Annotated in this window: 22 protein-coding genes and 1 riboswitch; of the genes, 6 read left to right on the top strand and 16 right to left on the bottom strand. The window is 64.1% G+C overall.

The window, feature by feature from the left end:
* Window positions 1–2: 2 nt before the first annotated feature.
* Genes cobC through cobO form a run of 9 tightly spaced genes read right to left on the bottom strand, consistent with a single transcriptional unit; the run spans window position 3 to window position 8,086 of the window.
* On the bottom strand, window positions 3–575 hold the full coding sequence (cobC, locus tag B2V21_RS20775) for an alpha-ribazole phosphatase family protein (protein WP_049859074.1): 573 nt from the start codon (window positions 573–575) through the stop codon (window positions 3–5).
* Window positions 572–1,627 (bottom strand): nicotinate-nucleotide--dimethylbenzimidazole phosphoribosyltransferase, encoded by a 1,056-nt coding sequence (gene cobT / locus B2V21_RS20780; RefSeq protein WP_286917900.1) that lies wholly within the window; start codon window positions 1,625–1,627, stop codon window positions 572–574. The genes cobC and cobT overlap by 4 nt, the downstream gene beginning before the upstream one ends.
* Window positions 1,624–2,145: a bifunctional adenosylcobinamide kinase/adenosylcobinamide-phosphate guanylyltransferase gene (cobU, locus tag B2V21_RS20785; protein ID WP_286917901.1), complete on the bottom strand. Its 522-nt coding sequence runs from the start codon at window positions 2,143–2,145 to the stop codon at window positions 1,624–1,626. The genes cobT and cobU overlap by 4 nt, the downstream gene beginning before the upstream one ends.
* A 1-nt stretch (window position 2,146) precedes the next feature.
* The gene (locus B2V21_RS20790) at window positions 2,147–3,613 is read right to left on the bottom strand and encodes a cobyric acid synthase (protein ID WP_286917902.1); all 1,467 of its coding nucleotides are present in this window, start codon (window positions 3,611–3,613) and stop codon (window positions 2,147–2,149) included.
* Complete coding sequence (gene cobD, locus B2V21_RS20795; protein ID WP_286917903.1) at window positions 3,610–4,602, bottom strand: threonine-phosphate decarboxylase CobD; 993 nt, start codon at window positions 4,600–4,602, stop codon at window positions 3,610–3,612. The genes B2V21_RS20790 and cobD overlap by 4 nt, the downstream gene beginning before the upstream one ends.
* Entirely contained in the window at window positions 4,595–5,488 is an 894-nt protein-coding gene (gene cbiB / locus B2V21_RS20800; RefSeq protein ID WP_376787096.1) for an adenosylcobinamide-phosphate synthase CbiB, read from the bottom strand. Before cbiB ends, cobD begins: the two co-directional genes overlap by 8 nt.
* A gap of 11 nt (window positions 5,489–5,499) precedes the next feature.
* Entirely contained in the window at window positions 5,500–6,147 is a 648-nt protein-coding gene (gene bluB, locus B2V21_RS20805) for a 5,6-dimethylbenzimidazole synthase (RefSeq protein WP_286917905.1), read from the bottom strand.
* Window positions 6,144–7,478 (bottom strand): cobyrinate a,c-diamide synthase, encoded by a 1,335-nt coding sequence (locus tag B2V21_RS20810; protein ID WP_286917906.1) that lies wholly within the window; start codon window positions 7,476–7,478, stop codon window positions 6,144–6,146. The genes bluB and B2V21_RS20810 overlap by 4 nt, the downstream gene beginning before the upstream one ends.
* Window positions 7,475–8,086, bottom strand: a complete 612-nt coding sequence (gene cobO, locus B2V21_RS20815; RefSeq protein ID WP_049859066.1) for a cob(I)yrinic acid a,c-diamide adenosyltransferase — start codon at window positions 8,084–8,086, stop codon at window positions 7,475–7,477. Before cobO ends, B2V21_RS20810 begins: the two co-directional genes overlap by 4 nt.
* A gap of 163 nt (window positions 8,087–8,249) precedes the next feature.
* A riboswitch (cobalamin riboswitch) is annotated at window positions 8,250–8,470 on the bottom strand.
* Window positions 8,471–8,590: 120 nt separating this feature from the next.
* Between cobO and B2V21_RS20820 the strand changes: the two genes are divergently transcribed.
* Window positions 8,591–9,904: a PQQ-dependent sugar dehydrogenase gene (locus B2V21_RS20820; protein ID WP_286917907.1), complete on the top strand. Its 1,314-nt coding sequence runs from the start codon at window positions 8,591–8,593 to the stop codon at window positions 9,902–9,904.
* Between the two features lie 39 nt (window positions 9,905–9,943).
* Here the strand turns inward: B2V21_RS20820 and B2V21_RS20825 are convergent, their stop codons facing one another.
* The 5 genes from B2V21_RS20825 to B2V21_RS20845 form a co-directional block, all read right to left on the bottom strand.
* Window positions 9,944–10,489 (bottom strand): C40 family peptidase, encoded by a 546-nt coding sequence (locus tag B2V21_RS20825; RefSeq protein WP_049859064.1) that lies wholly within the window; start codon window positions 10,487–10,489, stop codon window positions 9,944–9,946.
* Window positions 10,490–10,597: 108 nt separating this feature from the next.
* Complete coding sequence (locus B2V21_RS20830) at window positions 10,598–11,233, bottom strand: C40 family peptidase (protein WP_049859063.1); 636 nt, start codon at window positions 11,231–11,233, stop codon at window positions 10,598–10,600.
* Window positions 11,234–11,545: 312 nt separating this feature from the next.
* The gene (gene hda, locus B2V21_RS20835; protein WP_049859062.1) at window positions 11,546–12,250 is read right to left on the bottom strand and encodes a DnaA regulatory inactivator Hda; all 705 of its coding nucleotides are present in this window, start codon (window positions 12,248–12,250) and stop codon (window positions 11,546–11,548) included.
* A 152-nt stretch (window positions 12,251–12,402) separates the two neighbouring features.
* Complete coding sequence (locus B2V21_RS20840) at window positions 12,403–13,476, bottom strand: AI-2E family transporter (protein WP_286917908.1); 1,074 nt, start codon at window positions 13,474–13,476, stop codon at window positions 12,403–12,405.
* A 95-nt stretch (window positions 13,477–13,571) separates the two neighbouring features.
* On the bottom strand, window positions 13,572–14,615 hold the full coding sequence (locus B2V21_RS20845; RefSeq protein ID WP_286917909.1) for a DUF2066 domain-containing protein: 1,044 nt from the start codon (window positions 14,613–14,615) through the stop codon (window positions 13,572–13,574).
* 245 nt (window positions 14,616–14,860) lie between these two features.
* Between B2V21_RS20845 and purM the strand changes: the two genes are divergently transcribed.
* The 5 genes from purM to B2V21_RS20870 all read left to right on the top strand — a co-directional run bounded on the left by purM (window position 14,861) and on the right by B2V21_RS20870 (window position 19,411).
* Window positions 14,861–15,919 (top strand): phosphoribosylformylglycinamidine cyclo-ligase, encoded by a 1,059-nt coding sequence (gene purM, locus B2V21_RS20850; RefSeq protein ID WP_056843136.1) that lies wholly within the window; start codon window positions 14,861–14,863, stop codon window positions 15,917–15,919.
* Window positions 15,919–16,566 (top strand): phosphoribosylglycinamide formyltransferase, encoded by a 648-nt coding sequence (gene purN / locus B2V21_RS20855; RefSeq protein WP_286917910.1) that lies wholly within the window; start codon window positions 15,919–15,921, stop codon window positions 16,564–16,566. The genes purM and purN overlap by 1 nt, the downstream gene beginning before the upstream one ends.
* An 8-nt stretch (window positions 16,567–16,574) precedes the next feature.
* Window positions 16,575–17,285, top strand: coding sequence for a DUF3108 domain-containing protein (locus tag B2V21_RS20860; protein ID WP_049859057.1), 711 nt, complete (start codon window positions 16,575–16,577; stop codon window positions 17,283–17,285).
* Between the two features lie 331 nt (window positions 17,286–17,616).
* Window positions 17,617–18,975: a dicarboxylate/amino acid:cation symporter gene (locus B2V21_RS20865; RefSeq protein ID WP_049859056.1), complete on the top strand. Its 1,359-nt coding sequence runs from the start codon at window positions 17,617–17,619 to the stop codon at window positions 18,973–18,975.
* 253 nt (window positions 18,976–19,228) lie between these two features.
* A complete protein-coding gene (locus B2V21_RS20870; protein WP_049859055.1) occupies window positions 19,229–19,411 on the top strand; it encodes a hypothetical protein in 183 nt (60 codons plus the stop codon).
* A gap of 54 nt (window positions 19,412–19,465) precedes the next feature.
* On the opposite strand, the gene B2V21_RS20875 is transcribed toward B2V21_RS20870, so the two are convergent.
* Both B2V21_RS20875 and B2V21_RS20880 read right to left on the bottom strand, forming a co-directional pair.
* Entirely contained in the window at window positions 19,466–20,008 is a 543-nt protein-coding gene (locus B2V21_RS20875; protein ID WP_049859054.1) for a DUF2058 domain-containing protein, read from the bottom strand.
* A gap of 26 nt (window positions 20,009–20,034) precedes the next feature.
* Window positions 20,035–20,342, bottom strand: a 308-nt coding sequence (locus tag B2V21_RS20880) for a MazG nucleotide pyrophosphohydrolase domain-containing protein (RefSeq protein ID WP_286917911.1), incomplete at its 5' end; no start/stop codon positions are given.

Genomic DNA, 20,342 nt, shown 5'->3' on the forward strand with positions numbered 1-20,342 from the left:
GCTCAGGACCGCTCGCTCAAGCGGCCGTCGGCCGCCATCGTCACGCTGAACAAGGCACCGTGGCCGACCTCGACCTGGAGCAGCTGTTCGCGTGGCAGCCCGCGCGCTTCGGCCAGCAGCAGGCGCATGACTCCACCGTGCACCACCAGCAGCAACCGCTCGCCCGGATACTGCAGGTGCAGCCTGCTCAACGCGGCATGGATGCGCGCGGAGAAATCCAGCATGGGCTCGCCGTCGGGCGGCGTGAACGCATAGGGATCGTTCCAGAACAGGCCCAGGCCGGCTTCATCGGTCTGCATCAACTGCGCTGCACTCAGCCCTTCCCAGGCACCGAAGTGCAGCTCTTGCAAACCGGCGTCGACGCTCAGCGGCAGCCCGCGTTGTTCGGCCAGCACCTGGGCAAAGCGTGCGCAGCGCTGCAGTGGCGAGCTGACGATCCGGTCCCAGCCGGAGCGCTCGGCGATTGCCGCATGCAACTGCGCCCAGCCGCGTTCGGTCAGGGCATCGTCGAGGCTGCCGCGAAAGCCGCCGATCTCGGTTTCGCCATGGCGCAGCAGGTCCAGGTGCAGGGTCATGCCGGGCGATCCGCCACGGCGGCTTCGGCGAAGGTCGCCATCTGCCCGTGCAGGTCGCACGCCAGGCGCAACAGCGGCACCGCCAGTGCCGCACCGCTGCCCTCACCCAGACGCAAGCCAAGCTGCAACAACGGTTGCCCGTCGAGCGCCGCAAGTACGTGACGATGGCCCGGCTCGGCGCCGTTGTGCGCGAACAGCAGCCAAGGCCGAATGGACGGATTCAACTGCACCGCCACCAGCGCAGCGACGCTGCAGATGAAGCCGTCGACCAGGACCGCAATGCCCTCCTGAGCACAGGCCAGGTAGGCGCCGACCAGCGCGGCGACTTCGAAGCCGCCGAAGCAGAACAAGCGTTGCAAAGGCTCGTCGGGCAGGTCGGCGTGAACCTGCAAGGCCCGTTCGATGACCTGCACCTTGTGCGCCACACCGACAGCGTCCAGGCCCGTGCCCGGCCCCGCCAGTTCGGCCACCGCGCACCCCAGGGACGCACAGGCCAGGGCGGTGGCGGACGTCGTGTTGCCGATGCCCATTTCACCGCCGATGAACAGTTCGCTGCCGCCGGCCTTGGCTCGCAACACGCTGTCGCGACCGGCCTGCAGTGCCTGCAGGCCTTGCTCGAAGCTCATCGCTGGAGCTTCGATGAAATTGCGCGTACCGGCGGCGATGCGTACATGCTGCACGCCGGGCAAGTCGTTGAGTGGCGTGGCGGTCCCCAGGTCCACGACTTCCAGGCGCGCCGCCAGGCGACGGGCCAATACGCTGATGGCCGCCCCACCATTGACGAAGTTGTGCACCATCTGCGCGGTGACTTCCTGCGGATAGGGTGAGACACCCTCGGCGACGATGCCGTGATCGGCAGCGAACACCGCGATCCAGACCTGTTCGACCGAAGGTTTGAGTCGACCTTGCAGCACCGCCAGTTGCACGGCGATCTGCTCGAGCGCGCCCAGCGAGCCGGCTGGCTTGGTCAACTGCTGCTGACGCTCCAGCGCTTGGCGATGAATGTTCGCATCGGGTGCACGGGCAGTTTGCAGCCACCAGGCTGAGTTCATAACGCAGGTCCTTTCAGTATCATGGGGAGGCCGGCCACCGTGAACACCACTCGCTCGCAACGTTCGGCCAACGCCTGGTGCAGCAGGCCGGCCTCGTCGACGAAGCGCCGGGTCAGCTCGCCCAAGGGCACCACACCCAGGCCGGTTTCGTTGCTGACGAAGAGGATCTCACCCGGCAGGCTGGATAAGGTTTCAAGCAGCGCCTCGCGCTCTGCGTTCAGACGCTGTGCATCGTCGAGCATGAGCAGGTTGGTCAACCACAGGGTCAGGCAATCGACCAGCAGACAGCGATCAGCCCGCGCCTGGCTGCGCAGCACCTGTGCCAGGGCCAAGGGCTCTTCCACCAGCCCCCAGTGATCGGGACGACGTGCACGGTGCAAAGCCACACGCTGGTCGAGCTCGCCGTCCAGCGGTTGGCTGGTCGCGATGTAGATCACCTTGAGCTGGCTGTCGGCGGCCAGGCGTTCGGCCAGGCGGCTCTTGCCCGAGCGGGCGCCACCCAGAATCAGTTGCAGCATGTCAAACACTCCCGCCAGGCAGGCTACACAGTTCACGCAGGCGAGCGGTGTCCAGATGCCGCTCGACCAGATCGGCCAGGCGTTCGATGTCCGCTTCACGCAGCGCGTGGTAGTCCACCGATTGCACGTCGGCGAGCCCCGCCCAGCGCAGCAGTGCCACGGACGACTGCGGCGCTTCGAACAGTCCATGCAGGTACGTGCCCAGGATCTGCCCGTCCGCGCTGATCGCGCCGTCGCGCCGACCATCACTGAGCTGCACGGCCGGACGCTCGAGCGCCGCGCCGACGGTGACGCCGGCGTGAATCTCGTAGCCGCTGACAGCGGCCTGTTCGAGGCTCAGTTGGCCAGTGACGTTGCGCAACTGTTTTTCCGCATGCAATTGGGTGGTGAACTCCAGCAGGCCCAGGCCTGCACTGGAACCGGCGGCGCCTTCGAGTCCCAAGGGGTCATCGATGCGCGTGCCGAGCATCTGCAGGCCGCCGCAGATCCCCAGCACCTTGCCGCCGTAACGCAGGTGGCGGTTGATCGCCTCTTCCCAACCCTGGGCCCTCAGGTGGGCCAGATCGGCGCGCACGCTCTTGGAGCCGGGCAGGATGATCAGGTCAGCCGGGGGGATATCGTCACCTGCGCCGATGAACTGCAGGTCGACCTGCGGGTGCAGGCGCAGCGGATCGAAATCGGTGTGGTTGCTGATGCGTGGCAGCACCGGCACGATCACCTTGAGCACGGTGTCGGCCTTGCCCGACTGACGCCGATCCAAGCCGTCTTCGGCTTCCAGGTGCAGGTCCATGACGTAGGGCAGCACACCGATCACCGGCTTGCCAGTGCGGGCTTCCAGCCAATCCAGGCCAGGTTGGAGCAAGGCGATGTCGCCGCGAAAGCGATTGATGATGAAGCCCTGCACTCGCGCCTGTTCAGTGGGCGAGAGCAATTCCAGGGTGCCGACCAGATGGGCGAAGACGCCGCCACGGTTGATGTCGGCGATCAGCAGCACCGGGCAGTCGACCGCTTCGGCAAAGCCCATGTTGGCGATGTCGCCGGCGCGCAGGTTGATCTCGGCCGGCGACCCGGCGCCTTCGACCATCACCACATCGTACGTGTCGTTCAAACGCTGGTGCGACGCCAGTACCGCCTGCATGGCGATGGCCTTGTAGTCGTGATAGGCGACCGCGTTCATGGTGGTCACGGCACGGCCGTGAATGATCACCTGGGCACCGGTGTCGCTGTTGGGCTTGAGCAACACCGGGTTCATGTCGGTGTGCGGCTCAAGGTACGCGGCCTGGGCCTGCACGGCCTGGGCGCGACCGATCTCGCCGCCGTCGGCGGTCACCGCGCTGTTGAGCGCCATGTTCTGCGGCTTGAACGGCACCACGGCGACGCCCTGGCGGGTCAGCCAGCGGCACAGCGCGGTGACCAGGGTGCTTTTGCCGGCATCGGACGTCGTGCCCTGGACCATCAATGTGCTCATGCCAGGTGCTCCCGATAGTCGCTCAGGGCAGCTTCGAGTCGCGCCCAGTCACCCTCGTCGGCGGGCAGGCCGAAGCGCAGGCGGCTGTCCTGTTTGAACAGCCTCACCAGGATGCCACGCTGGGCCAGAAACCCCTGCAGGTGCTCGGCCTGCGCGCACGATACCGACTGGAACAGCGCGCAGCCGCCCTGAGGCGCCAGGCCGTGATGTTGCAGGCACCGCAGCAGGCGCTCACTGGCCTGCGCGCAGCGGGCAATCTGGGCACGCTGTGCAGCCTCGTCTAGCAGGCACGCCTGGCCCAATCGTCGTGTCGGACCGCTGACGGCCCAGGGCCCGATCAGCTCGGCCAGCGACCGCAGCAGGCGCGGCTCGCCCAGAACGAAGCCCAGGCGCACGCCCGCCAGGCCGAAGAACTTGCCGAACGAGCGCAGCACGATCAGTCCGGGCTGAACACCGTGCCTTGCCAGACTGCCCTGCGGCGTGTTGTCCATGAAGGCCTCGTCGACCACCAGCCAGCCGCCGCGACAGTTCAACCGGGCGTTCCAGGCCAGCAGCCGCTCGGTGGACAGCACCCGCCCGGTCGGGTTGTTCGGATTGACCACGACCAGCACGTCGAGGCTGTCGATGAAGTGCTCGACTTCCTCCTCGTTGATTTCCCGCACCACATGCCCAGCCTGGCGCCAGCCTTCGGCGTGTTCGGCGTAACACGGCGACAGCACCCCTACCCGACCGCTGCGACGCAGGCGTGGCAGTGTCTGAATCGCCGCCTGCGAACCCGGCACCGGCAGCACGTGCTGGAAGCCGTAATAGCCGCGTGCAGCGTCTTCCAGGCCGTCGTCGTTTTCCGGCAGCCGGGCCCAGGCGCGGGGCGCGATGTCGGGAATGGGGAACGCCCAGGGGGCGATACCGGTGGACAGGTCGACCCAGTCCGCTTCGGCAATGCCGTAATCGAGCACTGCCTGGCGCAAGCGCCCTCCGTGTTCAAGCATCGATCAAGCCTCCCAGGCACAGTACCAGCAGCCATAGCCAGACGCCGTGCCGGACCAGGTTCCAACCGCGCTCGATGGCGTCGGCATCGGCCGGCGCGCCTTCGCCCAGCACGGCACGCTCATGCAGTTCGCCGTGGTAGATCGCCGGGCCACCGAGTTGCACACCGAGCGCGCCGGCGCCTGCCGCCATCACCGGGCCGGCATTGGGGCTGTCCCATTTCGGCGCCTGTTGCCGCCAGCAACGCAGGGCCAGGCGGGTCTTGCCCAGGACTGCGTAGGTGAGCGCGACCAGGCGCGCCGGAATGTAGTTGAGCACGTCGTCGATTCGCGCCGCGGCCCAGCCAAAGCGTTCGAAACGTTCGTTGCGATAGCCCCACATGGCGTCCAGCGTATTGCTCAGCCGGTAGAGAACGACACCAGGGGCGCCGGCCACGACGAACCAGAAGATGGCCGCGAACACGGCGTCACTGCCGTTTTCCAGCACCGATTCGGTACCGGCGCGGGCCACCGCTTCGGCGTCGAGCGCTTCGGTCTGGCGGCTGACCAGGTAGCCGACCCGCTGACGCGCAGCGTCCAGGTCGTCGCTGCGCAGCGCCTGGGCCACGGGCATCACGTGCTCACCCAGGCTGCGCATGCCCAGCGCAAGGTACAGCGCAAAAATCTCGACCAGCCAGCCCACCAGCGGCAGCCAGGACAGCACCGTGGCCAGCAGGGTCAAGGGCACCACAGCCAGGAACCAGGCGGTGACGCCGTGGCTGCGCCAGCCACGCCCGGCGCGGTTGAAGCGTGTCTCGATGCGATTGGCCAGACGGCCGAAAGCCACCAGCGGATGGTGCTTGCGCGGCTCGCCCAAGAGGGCATCGAGCGCCACCCCGGCGACCGTCATCAACGCGATACTCACAACGATGTTCCCCACTGGTTTTCGTACAGCATCTGTTCGAGTGGCTGGCCTGCCGCCCAGCCCTGCAGTTCCAGCATGGGCGCTTCGTAGAATTGCTCGACCGGCCCCAGGCACAGCACCGCCACCGGCTTGGCCCCGGCGGGCATGCCCAGCACCTCGGCCAGGGCCTGAGGATCGAACAGCGATACCCAACCCATGCCCAGGCCTTCGGCGCGTGCGGCCAGCCACAGGTTCTGGATGGCGCAGGAGACCGAGGCCAGGTCCATTTCCGGCAAGGTCCGGCGGCCGAACACATGGCGCTCGCGATCGTCCATCAGCGCGGCCACCAGCACCTCGGCGCAGTCATTGATGCCCTCGACCTTGAGCTGCATGAACTGGTCGGAGCGCTCGCCCATGGCCTGCGCGGTGAGAAGCCGCTCCTCCTCGACCAGGGCCTGGATGCGGCCGCGCAAGGCCCGGTCGCTGATGCGGACGAAGCGCCACGGTTGCATCAGGCCGACACTGGGCCCTTGATGGGCAGCCGCCAGTAACCGGGCGAGCAGCGCGGGAGGCACGCTGCCGCCGATGAAGTGGCGCATGTCGCGGCGTTCGGCAATGACACGGTAGATGGCGGCGCGCTCACTGTCGCTGTAGGGCTCGTTCATGACGCGTCCCGATGCTCGGTTGCACGCGCGCAATCAGCGGGGGCGAACAGCCCTGCCACCGCCGCCGGATTGGACGGGAAATAGAAATGCACGTAAGAGGCCGTCATCCGCCCCTGGCGGTAAACCGCCTCGGCGCCACGACCGCCATTGGGGCTCACGCCACGCGCGATCGGCTGCAGTTCGGTACTGGTCAGCGAATGGTGGTAGGTGTGCCCGCGCAGGACGCCCTCAGGCAGCTCGACCGCCTGCAACGCGAGGGCGGCCAGGCGTTTCTGCATGACCGCCTCGCCCGGCAGCAACCCCAGCAGCTCGGCGCGGGCGCCGTCGACATCGGTCAGCGCGTCGAGCAGGTAAAGCATGCCGCCGCATTCGGCCAACAGCGGTTTGTCCGCTGCGTGATGGGCACGAATGTCGGCGAGCATCGAAGTGTTGGCGGCGAGTGCCAGGTGATGCAGCTCCGGGTAGCCGCCGGGCAGGTAAAGGCTGTCGCACGCGGGCAGGTGCACATCGTGCAGCGGCGAGAAGAACACCAGCTCGGCGCCCATGTCGCGTAGTACATCGAGGCTGGCGTCATAGACGAAGGCGAAAGCGGCATCGCGGGCCACGGCGATGCGCACGCCGTCGAGCAGCCGCGCGACTCGGTGCTCGACCGGGACGGCGAACGTGACCGCGGGCGGCAAGGCCACCTGGCAGGTCTGCGCAAGGGCTGCGGCCGCGGCATCCAGACGGGTGTCCAGATCGTTGAGCTCGCTGGCCTGCACCAACCCCAGATGGCGGCTGGGCAATTCGATCCCGGTTTCCCGGGACAAGGCGCCGTACCAGCGCAGCCCCTGGGTCAGGCTGCCTTCGAGCAACTGCGCATGGCGCACGGTGCCGACACGGTTGGCCAGAACCCCGGCAAACGGCAGGTCAGGCTGGTAACAGGCCAAACCGAGCGCCAGGGCGCCGAAAGTCTGCGCCATGGCCGTGCCGTCGATCACCGCCAGCACCGGAACACCGAAATGGCGCGCCAGGTCAGCGCTCGAGGGTGTACCGTCGAACAGCCCCATGACCCCCTCGATGAGGATGATGTCGGCTTCCTCGGCCGCTTCCCACAGCAACCGCCGGCTGTCCTGCTCGCCGACCATCCACATGTCCAATTGATAGACCGGAGCACCGCTGGCCCTTGCCAGGATCATCGGATCGAGAAAATCCGGGCCACACTTGAACACCCGCACGCGGCGGCCCTGATTGCGATGCAGGCGCGCCAGAGCGGCGGTGACGGTGGTCTTGCCCTGCCCGGAGGCCGGCGCGGCGATCAGCACCGCCGGGCACTGGCGCGGTTCGGTCATAGCTCGATGCCCTTCTGGGCACGGATGCCAGCCTGGAAAGCATGCTTGATCATGCCCATTTCGGTCACCGTGTCGGCCAGCTCGATCAGCTCGGGCTTGGCGCCACGGCCGGTGACGATCACATGCTGCATGGGTGGACGCGCCTGCAGATCGCTCAGCACGGTGTCCAGATCGAGATACCCGTGCTTGAGCGCGATATTGAGTTCGTCGAGCACCACCAGGCCAATGGCTGGATCGCGCAGCAGTTGCCTGGAGACTTCCCAGGCCGCTTCGGCCGCCGCGATGTCACGCTGGCGATCCTGGGTTTCCCAGGTGAAGCCTTCGCCCATCACGTGGTAGCGCACCTGCTCGGGAAAGCGCCGGAAGAACAGCTCCTCGCCGGTGCTGTTGCGCCCCTTGATGAATTGCACCACGCCGCACTGCAGGTCGTGGCCCATGGCCCGCGCGAGCATGCCGAAAGCCGAGCTGCTCTTGCCCTTGCCGTTGCCGCTGAGCACCAGCAGCAAGCCACATTGGTTGGGGGAGTTGGCAATGCGTTCGTCGATCACGGCTTTCTTGCGCAGCATGCGCGCCAGGTGACGGGCGTCGCGCTCGGCTGTTTCGTTCATGGTGGCTCTCCGCTACACCTGCGCGCAGGCGGCATCGACGCGACACCGTGGCCGACTGGCCGGACAGTGAACGTCAATGCCGCTCTCCCCGCGCGACAGAAGATGGATCAGGGCACGCCCCAGGCCCACGTCATCGTGGGATGAACGCAGGTTCTGCAACGAGCCGTAAAAAGTGCACCAGGCCGGTCTCCGGGCTCACGAGCGGGGTCTGTACACCCAGGCGACACGCCTTCCCGAATCGCTTCAGTGGCATCGTGTGCAGCCTTGACTCGTCTACCGTTGCGGGGGCAGCGCCGGCATTGCGCGTAAACGCTGCGCACCGGCTTCCCTGTTTCACCCGGGTCGATCGCCTGATCGCCGAGCACCTGGAACAGCCGCGCAGGTTAGAGGGTTGCGCCCGGAGCGTCAATTGATCCACCACCGCTGCTGACGGACAACGCGGTTGAACCTTGCCCAGGCCCGGTGCCTCTACCCTGTGTGAACAAAACCTCAGAGAGCCCGACCATGCACAAGACCCGCCTCGCTACATTGATCCTGCTGTCAGCCGGCCTCGCCGCCTGTGGTGAAACGTCATCGTTGCAGGTCAGCGACGGGACCGGGCCCTCGCCCAAACTGCCCGAGCCCAACAAGACCCTGATCCCCACCGTCAACATCGCACCGGCCGTAGGCTGGGCCGAAGGGGGCAAGCCCACAGCGGCGCCCGGTACTCAAGTAGCCGCCTTCGCCGCGGACCTGGACCACCCCCGCTGGCTGTACGTGCTGCCCAACGGTGACGTGCTGGTGGCTGAAACCAACTCCCCGGCCAAGCCGGACGACAGCAAAGGCATACGTGGCTTCGTCATGGAGAAGGTGATGAGCCGCGCCGGCGCGGGCGTGCCCAGCGCCAACCGGATTTCCCTGTTGCGCGACAAGGACGGTGACGGTGTGGCCGAAACCCGCACGGTCTTCATCGCCAACCTCAACTCGCCCTTCGGCATGACCCTGGTCGGCAACGACTTCTATGTGGCGGACACGGACAAGCTGCTGCGCTTCAAGTACATCGACGGCGCCACCTCGATCAGCGGCGCGGGCGAGAAAGTCGTCGACCTGCCGGGCGGCACGCTCAACCACCACTGGACCAAGAATGTCATTGCCAGTCCCGACGGCAAGAAGCTCTACGTCACCGTCGGCTCGAACAGCAACGTTGGCGAAAACGGCATGGAGCAGGAACAGGGTCGTGCAGCGATCTGGGAAGTGGACGCTGCCACCGGCCAGCACCGTATCTTCGCCTCCGGCTTGCGCAACCCCAACGGCATGGCCTGGGAACCGAAGACCGGCAAGCTGTGGACAGCCGTGAACGAACGTGACGAAATCGGCAGCGACCTGGTGCCCGACTACATCACTTCGGTCAAGGACGGTGGCTTCTATGGCTGGCCCTACAGTTACTACGGTCAGCACGTAGACGTGCGTGTCGAACCGCAGAATCCTGAGCTGGTGGCCAAGGCCATTGCTCCCGATTACGCAGTCGGCCCGCACACCGCTTCGCTGGGCCTGAGTTTCGCCGACGGCAGTGGCTTGCCCGCACCTTTCACCACCGGCGCCCTGATCGGCCAGCATGGTTCCTGGAACCGCAAGCCGCACAGTGGTTACAAGGTGGTGTTCGTACCGTTCGTGGACGGCAAGCCGAGCGGCCAGCCGATCGATCTGCTGAGCGGCTTCCTCAATTCAGACGAGAAGGCCATGGGTCGCCCGGTCGCGGTATTGCCCGATCACAAGGGTGGAGTGCTGGTTGCAGACGATGTGGGCAACAAGATCTGGCGAGTCACTGCCGCCAAGTGATATGGCTTGAACAGGGCGAGGACACTCGCCCTGTTGCCGTCACGGGTTGCGGGCCAACTGGCCTGGTTGTAGCACCCGCTTGGCGTTGAGGTAGGCTTTCTGCCAATAGGGCTTGTTCAGGTAATCGAGCTTGACCGTACCGCCACTCGACGGTGCGTGCACGAAACGTCCCTCACCCACATAGATCCCCGCGTGGCTGACCTGCGAGCCGCCGCTGGTGGCGAAGAACACCAGATCACCGGACTGCAGGTGGGACTGGTCGACATCGGGGGAGCGCATGACGATCATTTCCCGAGTCGAGCGCGGCAACGCGATACCGGCGGCGTCGCGGTAGACGAAGCTGATCAGGCCGCTGCAGTCGAAGCCCGAGTCGGGTGTATTACCCCCCCAGCGGTACGGTGTACCTACCAATCCCAATGCCCGAAACAGCACGTCGTCGGCAGCGCCGACCATGTCGTTGTTGGGGTTCTTGACGATCGGGTTGATGACCTTGGGCCTCACCACCTTGGCCGGAGGCGCGCTGGCGCACCCGGCGAGGATGGCGGCCATTGCGATTGAAGCGAACACGCGTGCCTGGGTAGACATGTACCGAACCATCCTGAGCCAACTGCCGTAATAGACTAGATTCATTACCCGAAAACACAAACGGCGCTGAGGTTTTCACCTCACCGCCGCTTTGTTGCGCTGCGCCTGTTATTTGCTGGAGATCATCGTGGCAGGCGCCATGGCCAAGGCCCGCTTGGCCTCGATGAAGGTCTTGCTCCAGTAGCTGTCGCCCAGGCTGTCGACTCGTACACCACCGCTACGGCGGCTGCTGGAGTGGATGAACTGGTCATCGCCCAGGTAGATACCGGCATGGCTGACACGACCGCGGCCATTGGTGCTGAAGAACAGCAGATCACCTGGCTTGAGCTTGTTGCGTGCGACCAGAGGCGCCTTGACGTTGATCATTTCGCGAGTCGATCGCGGCAGGTTCATGCCCGCCTCTTCGCGAAACAGATAACCGATGAAACCGCTGCAATCGAAACCGGACGCCTTGTCGGTGCCACCGAAACGGTAGCGGGTGCCGATCAGGGATTTGCCACGTTCCAGAATGCTGTCGGCCAGGATCGGCAGGCTGTAGGCCTTGCTGCCGTCGAACTGGGCCAGTTCGTCTTCGGTGGCGATTTCGTCTTCGAAAACCAGCGAGGCCTTCGAGGGGGATTGATGCGGCTGGACGGCGGTGACCGGGTCCAGGACCTGCTGCTGGGAGACCGGGGCTTGCGCCGCGCAACCGACCAGAAGGGTCAACAGTGCGATGGGCACGAGGGGTGCTAAGCGATTGAGCATGGGCACGACCGTGACAAGGAATAGTTGAGAAGTGGCGACTATACCCGTCTGGCGATTATTTGCAAATTCAATCGAACGAAATGTGACTCCGGAGAATTATGCTGACATCTAACGCTCCGTTTTGCAGCCCGGCGTATGGGCGTTTGCACGGTAATGGCCCAAAATCCCCGGAATCATTGGGCGATAAATGGTCGCACATAGCCATCACTGGGACTGGACAGGTATACAGATAAACCAGGTGTGCAAGGTCCGTTAGAACCGAATGGAACATCCATGAAACAGGTCATAGAGCGGTTGAATCGAGTCGCTCGACTACCAGCCCAGCGTTTCCTTGAGGAAGGGGATGGTCAGCTTGCGCTGCGCCTGCAGCGAGGCCTGGTCGAGACGCTCCAGGAGGTCGAACAGCGCGCTCATGCTTCGCGTGCCACGGGTGAGGATGAAATGACCGACCTCGTCGGTCAGGTGCAGACCGCGACGCGACGCACGCAATTGCAGGGCGCGCAGTTTGTCCTCGTCGGACAGCGGACGCATCTGGAAGATCAGGGCCAGGGTCAGGCGGGACTTGAGGTCGGCGAGCTTCACCGGCAGTTCGCGAGGCGAGTGGGAGGCGGCGATCAGCAAGCGGCGGCCGCTGTCGCGCAGGCGGTTGAACAGGTGGAACAGGGCCTCTTCCCATTCCGGCTTGCCGGCCACCACTTGCAGGTCATCCAGGCAGACCAGCTCGTACTGGGCCAGGTCATCGAGAATGCCCACGCCGCGATCGAGCAACTCGGCCAGGGGCAGGTAGACCGCCGGTTCGCCCAGTTGCTCGAAGCGCAGGCAGGCAGCGTGCAACAAATGGGTGCGCCCTACCCCATGCTTGCCCCACAGGTAGATCAGACTTTCGGTCCACCCGGCCTCGGCTTCGCACAGGCGCTCGACGTAGCCGAGTGCCGCGGCATTGGCGCCTGGGTAGTAATTGATGAAGGTCGCGTCATCCCGCAGACGCACACCTAGGGGCAGCTGAATCGGTTTCATGCTGGCTGAACAGCCCTGGGATCGAGCTGCAACGGGCCTCAATGTGAAGTGTGCAAAGTCTATACCTGCCCGAGCAGCCGCACAATGCGCAACACTGCTTGATAAATCAACGGTTTACCTGAGCCTGCGAAGGCCCAGGCGGCCGGTCGGGTTCAGAGGTCTGGATCCTCGGACCCGGCATAGATGTCCGATTCCTTGTATAGGTCGTGCATGTGCCGTACCAACACCATGATCACCGCCGCCACCGGCAAGGCCAGCAGCACACCGGTGAAACCGAACAGCTCGCCGCCGGCCAGGATGGCGAAGATCACCGCCACCGGATGCAGGCCGATGCGATCGCCCACCAGCAGGGGCGTCAGCACCATGCCTTCGAGCGCTTGGCCAATCATGAACACGGCCACGATGGCAATCAGGTGGAAAGGATCCAGACCGAACTGGAACAGCCCGGCGATGATCGCCGACCCGATGCCGATGACGAAGCCCATGTACGGCACGATGGCCGCGAGCCCCGCCACGACTCCGATCAACAGGCCCAGTTGCAGGCCCACCAGCATCAACCCGGTGGCATAGATCACGCCCAGGGCCAACATCACCAGCAACTGCCCGCGCACGAACGCGCCGAGCACCTCGTGACACTCGCCCGCCAGGCGTACGATCTGCCCTTCGCGCTGACGCGGGAGCAGGCTGCGGATCTTAGCCATCATCAGGTCCCAGTCGCGCAGCAGGTAGAACGCCACCACCGGGATCAGCACGAAGTTGGCCAGCCAGGCCATCAGCGCCAGCCCCGAGGCGGTGGCCTGGGACAGGATCACTCCGACCATGTCGGTGGTCTGCCCCATGTGGCTGCTGATGGCAGCCTTGATCTGGTCGAACTTCCAGAAGCCTTCGGCCAGACCCAGTCGAGTTTGCACCCACGGCAGCGCTGTGTGCTGCAGCCAGTCGAGCATCTGCGGGGCCATCTGATACAGGCTGACGAGCTGCTTGGCGAGCATGGGAATCAGCACCAGCAGCGCCAGCACCAACAGCAGCGTGAACAGAGCGAACACCACCACCACACCCCAGGTCCGCGACAGCTTCCACTTCTCCAGCTTGTCGACCAGTGGATCGGCCAGATAGGCCAGCAGGATACCCACCAGGAATGGCGAGAGAATCGGGTGCAGTACATAGAGGAAGACGCAGAGCAGCAACACTGCCCCCAGCCAGAACCAACGGCGCATATCAGTCATCAGGCAGCTCAGCTATATATAGAAGAGATGAAAAGCGGATTCAGTCAGCGAGAAACGAATGCGCCACACGAGCGGCGGCGCATTTTTTCGACCACTTACCAGCGGAAGTTCAGGTCCGGTGCGGGTTGCGCCGCCGGTACCGGTGCGCCGGGGGCGGCCTGGGCATCGACCGGTAAGACCGGCGCCTGGTACGGCACTTCCTGCAGTTTGGCCAGACCCAGCTGGGCGCGCAGTTGCTCGGCGCTGCCGGTCACGCGATAGACCACCTTGTCGCCGTCCACGGTACGCACTCGCGCACCGTAGGATTCAAGCAGGCGACCCATCTGCGCGTAACGCTCCAGGTTCATGCCTTCCACCGCCAGGGTCATTTCGGTGCTGGCGCCGGGTTTGGCAACGAAGCGCGTGGCCAACCGCTGGCTGACGGCCAGGAGCACGGCATCGGCAAGGGCCGCTTGATCCGCGCCCTCGGCCTTGCCCTGCTCACGCTGGTTGCCCAGCCACAGGCGCCAGGTGCCCGACCATTTGCCCTCTTCTTCACGGGCATGTACGGCGAGCAGAGCATCGGCGCCGTAGCGCTCGGAAGCGCTGCGCAACGCTGCCGGATCGCTGGCCTCGATGTTCTGCGCGGTGCCGACGCCCTGCTCGCCGAGATCGGCCAGGGGCAGGCGCAACGGCAGGCCACGATGCTGAGCCGCACGGCGCAGCGGCTCGGCGGCCGATTGCCCGTCGCCGACCAGACTGCTGCCCTCGACGCTGTCGCTCAACCACCAGCCCAGGATCGAGGGACGATTGCTGCCCCATGTCGGCAGGCCGGCCGAGCGCAGGGCATTATCGGTACTGGCAATGTCGAAATCGACCTGCAGCGACTCCGGTGGGCCAGCATCGTAGCCGTACTGGCTGATGATCTGCTGCGGATCCTGGCGCACGCTGGCCAGGCCGGGGTTGGCAATCGCCTTGGCATCGCCGGTCAGGCGCAGCACCAGGGTCTCCAACGCTCGCTGGGTAGCCTGGGTACGTTCCTCGGGCGTCTGGCTGGCCACGGGCTCGCGTACCTGATACAGGTTGCTGATGGTTTCGGCGTGAAGCGGCACGCTCGACAAGGTGATGCAGGTGGCTAGCAGGTAGTGGCGCAGACGCATGGACGTTTCCCGACGGTGATAGCGGATTGAGGCTGTGACCGTACAATCGGCAAAAAGCTCAGTGGTCAATCTCGGCGCCCAATGTAGCATGACCACGCAACCCTTGGCTGCGGCCGACCTGGCGCCGGTATGCGGACAACCATCGAACCGCGCTGGTGACGTTCGGGCAAGCCTGATAAAATCGCGCGCCTTCGTGGATCGACGACGGTCGACTCCCCCGACTCCCTCCTTTAAAGGCCTGGATCATGAGCAATAAACCCTCCGTGAGCTACAAGGACGCCGGTGTAGACATCGACGCCGGTGAAGCATTGGTCGAACGCATCAAAGGCGTCGCCAAGCGCACCGCGCGCCCGGAGGTCATGGGCGGCCTGGGCGGTTTTGGTGCCTTGTGCGAAATCCCGGCCGGCTACAAGCAGCCCGTCCTGGTGTCGGGCACCGACGGCGTGGGCACCAAGCTGCGTCTGGCGCTGAACCTCGACCGCCATGAAAGCATCGGCATCGACCTGGTCGCCATGTGCGTCAACGACCTGGTAGTGTGCGGCGCCGAGCCGTTGTTCTTCCTCGACTACTACGCCACCGGCAAGCTCAACGTCGACACCGCTGCCACCGTGGTCACCGGTATCGGCGCCGGTTGCGAACTGGCCGGCTGCTCCCTGGTGGGCGGCGAGACGGCCGAAATGCCGGGCATGTACGAAGGCGAAGACTACGACCTGGCCGGCTTCTGCGTAGGCGTGGTCGAGAAGGCCGACATCATCGACGGCAGCAAGGTCGCCAACGGCGACGCGCTGATCGCCCTGCCCTCCTCGGGCCCGCACTCCAACGGCTATTCGCTGATCCGCAAGATCATCGAAGTCGCCGGTGCCGACATCGAGAACGTCCAGCTCGACGGCAAGCCGCTGACCGACCTGCTGATGGCACCCACGCGCATCTACGTCAAACCGCTGCTGCAACTGATCAAGGACACCGGCGCCGTCAAGGCCATGGCCCACATCACCGGCGGCGGCCTGCTCGACAACATCCCGCGCGTTCTGCCAAAAGGTGCCCAGGCCGTGGTCGACGTCGCCAGCTGGCAGCGTCCCGCCGTGTTCGACTGGCTGCAGCAGCAGGGCAATGTCGATGAGCACGAAATGCACCGCGTGCTGAACTGCGGTGTCGGCATGGTCATCTGCGTGGCTCAGGCCGACGTCGAGAAGACCTTGTCTTCCCTGCGCAGTGCCGGTGAGCAGCCGTGGGTCATCGGTGAAATTGCCCAGGCCGCCGAAGGCGCCGCTCAGGTCGAACTGAAGAACCTCAAGGCTCACTGATGCCTTCGACCTGTAACGTAGTGGTGCTGCTGTCGGGCACCGGCAGTAATCTGCAGGCGTTGCTGGACAGCATGCAGGCGGGCCACCCCGCCCGCATCGCCGCGGTGATTTCCAATCGCGCCGATGCGCTCGGCCTGCAGCGCGCCCGCGATGCAGGCATCGAGGCACGGGTGCTGGAGCATCAAGGTTTCGCTGATCGCGAAGCCTTCGATGCGGCGCTGATCGATCTCATCGATCAGTACCAGCCGGAGCTGGTGGTGCTGGCCGGCTTCATGCGCATTCTCAGCCCGTCCTTCGTGCGCCACTATCACGGCCGTCTGCTGAACATCCATCCCTCCCTGCTGCCGCGCTACAAAGGCCTGCATACCCACCGTCGCGCCCTCGAGGCAGGTGATGCCGAGCACGGCTGCAGTGTGCACTTCGTCACCGAGGAACTCGATGGCGGACCACTGGTCGTACAGGCAGTGATTCCGGTACAGTCGACCGACACGCCAGAGACCCTGGCGCACCGGGTGCATGCCCAGGAACACCAGATCTACCCGCTGGCAGTGCGCTGGTTCGCCGAAGGCCGTGTGCGCCTCGACGAACACGGTGCATTGCTCGATGGCCAGCCCCTGCCGGCTTGTGGCCATTTGATTCGACCCTAGGAGTTTATATGCGTCGCGCCCTGCTCTTCGCCGCTGCCCTGCTGGCCCTTCCGGTCCATGCCGCAGAGCTCAAGCCTTTTTCCGCCAGCTACACCGCCGACTGGAAGCAGTTGCCCATGAGCGGCACTGCCGAGCGCAGCCTGAGCAAGAACGCCAATGGCGACTGGACCCTGGCGTTCAAGGCCTCGATGATGATCGCCAGCCTGACCGAAGTCAGCACCCTGCGTGTCGATAAAGAGGCCATGCTGCCGGAAACCTACACCTTCGAACGTGGCGGCCTGGGCAAGGCCCGCAAGGTCGACCTGGACTTCGACTGGGCAGCCAAGAAAGTCACCGGTACCGACCGTGGCGATCCGATCAACCTGCCGCTCAACAACGGCGTACTGGACAAGTCCACTTACCAGTTGGCCCTGCAACACGACGTGGCCGCCGGCAAGAAGAGCATGAGCTATCAGGTGGTCGATGGCGACGAGATCGACACCTATGATTTCCGCGTGCTGGGCACCGAAAAAGTCGAGACCAAGGCTGGCCAGGTCGATGCGATCAAGGTCGAGCGTGTGCGTGACCCCACGCAGAGCAAGCGCATCACCGTGCTCTGGTTCGCCAAGGACTGGGACTACCTGCTGGTGCGCCTGCAACAGGTGGAAACCGATGGCAAGGAATACAACATCATGCTGCTGGACGGCACGGTGGACGGAAAATCAGTGAAAGGCAGCTGACCAGCTGCATAGCACTGAAACGAAAAGGGCCCTGTGGGGCCCTTTTTTGTGGGCGGATATCCGCCATGCACAGGCCCTTCAGGGGCGACTGGGGCGGATTCCCGCCACTTGTACAGCTATGTGACGACAACCATACCCCTGCCTAGGCCGCAGCCACTGGCGCTATGGCCATCAGTACGCAACTATGGCACGGCACCTGCAATACAGTCGGCAGAGGCCTGCCAATGCGCAACTCGCCCACAACAAATCCCTCCAGACAGGAGGGTTCGTGCTTTAGGTGTCGCGACCACTCCGGAACGGGTGCCAGGCGATACACTTGAGGAACTTGCAAATGACGACTCGTCAGCCACTGTACAAATCGCTGTATTTCCAGGTGATCGTCGCGATCATCATCGGTATCCTGATCGGCCACTTCTACCCTCAGTTCGCGGTCAAGCTCAAGCCTTTCGGCGACGGCTTCATCAAGCTGATCAAGATGGTCATCGCCCCTATCATCTTCTGCACCGTGGTCAGTGGTATCGCCGGTATGCAGAGCATGAAATCGGTCGGCAAGACCGGTGGCTACGCCCTTCTGTACTTCGAAATCGTCTCGACCCTGGCATTGATCATCGGCCTGGTCGTGGTCAACGTGGTCAAGCCGGGTGCCGGCATGCACGTCGACGTATCGACCCTGGACGCCAGCAAGATCGCCAGCTATGTCTCGGCAGGCGCTGACCAGAGCATCGTCGGCTTCATCCTCAACGTGATCCCGAACACCATCGTCGGCGCCTTCGCCAACGGCGATATCCTTCAGGTGCTGATGTTCTCGGTGATCTTCGGCTTCGCCCTGCATCGCCTAGGTGCCTACGGCAAGCCGCTGCTGGACCTGATCGATCGCTTCGCGCACGCCATGTTCAACATCATCAACATGATCATGAAGCTGGCCCCGCTCGGTGCGTTCGGTGCCATGGCCTTCACCATCGGTGCCTACGGCGTGGGTTCGCTGGTGCAGTTGGGCCAGTTGATGATCTGCTTCTATGTCACCTGCGTACTGTTCGTGCTGCTGGTGCTGGGCGCCATCTGCCGCGCCCACGGCTTCAGCGTGATCAAGGTGATCCGCTACATCCGTGAAGAGCTGATGATCGTTCTGGGCACTTCCTCCTCGGAATCGGCACTGCCACGCATGCTGATCAAGATGGAACGCCTGGGCGCTCAGAAGTCGGTGGTGGGTCTGGTCATTCCGACCGGCTACTCGTTCAACCTGGACGGTACCTCGATCTACCTGACCATGGCCGCCGTGTTCATCGCTCAGGCGACCGACACCACCATGGACATCACCCATCAGATCACCCTGCTGCTGGTACTGCTGCTGTCCTCCAAAGGCGCCGCCGGCGTCACCGGTTCGGGCTTCATCGTGCTGGCCGCCACCCTGTCGGCCGTAGGTCAACTACCGGTGGCTGGCCTGGCGCTGATCCTGGGTATCGACCGCTTCATGTCCGAAGCACGCGCACTGACCAACCTGGTCGGTAATGCTGTCGCCACCCTCGTGGTTGCCAAGTGGGTAGGCGAGCTGGACGAGAAAGTCCTGCAGACCGAGCTGGCTTCCGGTGGCCGAGGCATCGTCGATGGTCGTCCGGAAGATGATCTGGGCGTGGCCGAAGGCCGCGATCCGGTTCAGGACACCACGACTCAGGGCACTACCCTGCGCTGATCGGCTGTAGAACTGAAAAAACCCATCTTCGGATGGGTTTTTTATTGGATGAAATTTGTTTCACCGCCGTGAACTCGCTGCGACAATCCGCCGCAGGGCACGCCGTGCGGGCGTTTGCGGATTGTCTCTAGTTCGGTAAAAAACTGTTGCAAAAAACGTCTGTTTACTTAGCAAGCTACTCAAATCTATAACAAAGACCTGCACACGCCACGTGCAGATATTCGAGGCAGCTATTCGAGACAGGAGCTTTCCCATGACAGTAAAAGTGACCGAACGCGACGAAGCCCACATGTCCCACGAAGGCGTGGCGGCAGGCATCCAGATCTGGGATGTCTATCAACAGGACCTGTTGGTGGGGATGTTCCATAACGAGAATGACGCTCAGAGCTACAAGAACGAACTGGAAACACTCGAAAGCCAACGCGCTTCGAATTGACCGTTCGCCGCGCAAGAAAAACCCCGCTCAGGCGGGGTTTGTCGTTTCAGTGGGTTACCACATCAAGTCGTCCGGAATCTTGTAGGCGGCGTACGGATCTTCCGCCGAGTCGACTTCTTCGGTCGCCACGTTGAGCATGACGATGCGCTGCGGCGCGCGTTCCTGCACCTTGAGCGCAGCCTCGCGCGGGATGACCTCATAGCCACCCCCGTGCTGGACGATGGCCAGCGAACCGTTGCTCAGCTTGCTGCGCATAAGGTTGTTGACCGACAGGCGCTTGACCTTCTTGTCGTCGACGAAGTTGTAGTAGTCCTCGGTGGTCAGCTTGGGCAGGCGGGTCGCCTCGATCAATTGCTTGACCTGGGCAGCGCGTGCCTTCTCCTCGACCTTCTCCTGCTGCTGGCGATTGAGCTCCTGGTCGCGGCGCGCCTTCTCGGCCATGGCTTCCTGGGCGATGCGCTTCTGCGTGTCGTCGATTTCGACCTGGCCCTTGTTCTCCAGGCGCTTCTGTTTCTGCTTGTCCTTGCTGACTTGTTTGACCTGCTTCTGGTTGACCAGTCCAGCTTTCAACAATTGGTCGCGGAGGGAAAGGCTCATGGTGTTCTGCTCACTTATAAAACGGCTCAGCCACAGCTGGGCAGATTCTGTTCCTGACGTTTGGCCTCGCCCCACAGGGCGTCCATGTCTTCCAGGGTGCAATCTTCGATGTTGCGGTGGGTGTCGCGCAATGCCTGCTCGATGAAACGGAAGCGCCGGTCGAACTTGACGTTGGCGCCGCGCAGGGCGTTCTCCGGATCCACCTTGAGGTGGCGAGCCAGATTGACCACGCTGAACAGCAGGTCACCGATTTCCTCGGCCACTGCCGGTGCATCGTCTGCGGCCATGGCCTGAAGCACTTCGTCCAATTCTTCGCGGACCTTGTCCAGCACCG

It is taken from the genome of Pseudomonas sp. UBA6276, from assembly GCF_002438365.1.
Lineage (GTDB): Bacteria > Pseudomonadota > Gammaproteobacteria > Pseudomonadales > Pseudomonadaceae > Aquipseudomonas > Aquipseudomonas coleopterorum.